Consider the following 684-nt stretch of genomic DNA (forward strand, 5'->3'; position numbering starts at 1 on the left):
CGGTTGGTGTTGAGGATCAGGTTGCGGTGCGTTCGGCGGGGGTGTTCGGGCGTCGGCTTGTTCGTGCCCCGCAGGACGGTGCCGAGGGTGGCTCGTGGGTGCCGAGTGGCACGGTGCTGGTCACTGGCGGTACGGGTGCGTTGGGTGCTGAGGTGGCCCGTTGGCTGGTGCGTCATGGCGCCGGGCGTGTGCTGCTGACCAGTCGGCGGGGTATGGACGCCCCGGGTGCTGTCGAACTTCAGGCCGAGTTGGCCGCCACGGGTGTCGAGGTGGTGATCGCGGCCTGTGATGTGGCGGATCGCGACGCGCTGGCGGAGCTGCTGGCCGCCATTCCGGCCGAGCAACCGCTGACCGGCGTCATCCATGCCGCGGGTGTGCTGGACGACGGTGTGCTGGACGCACTTACGCCTGAGCGTTTCGAGAAGGTGTGGCAGGCGAAGGCGGCCTCCGCGCTCAACCTGCACGAGCTGACCCGTGAGCTCGACCTGTCCGCGTTCGTACTGTTCTCATCGATCAGCGGCACGCTGGGCAGCACCGGCCAGGCCAACTACGCGGCTGCGAACGCCTACTTGGACGCGCTGGCCGAACAGCGGCGCGCTGACGGCCTGGTGGCGACGTCCGTTGCCTGGGGTGCCTGGGCAGCAGGTATGGCGGCCGACGAGGAGCTGGAGCGTCGGATGCGGC

Annotated in this window: 1 protein-coding gene; it reads left to right on the forward strand. The window is 69.4% G+C overall.

Going from position 1 to position 684, the window contains the following annotated elements; genetic code table 11:
* A partial coding sequence (locus O5O46_RS35060; protein ID WP_269859735.1) for a beta-ketoacyl reductase occupies positions 1–684 on the forward strand: 684 nt, incomplete at both ends.

The organism is Streptomyces sp. RPT161, from assembly GCF_027533845.1.
In the GTDB taxonomy this organism is placed as follows: Bacteria; Actinomycetota; Actinomycetes; order Streptomycetales; family Streptomycetaceae; genus Streptantibioticus_A; species Streptantibioticus_A silvisoli_A.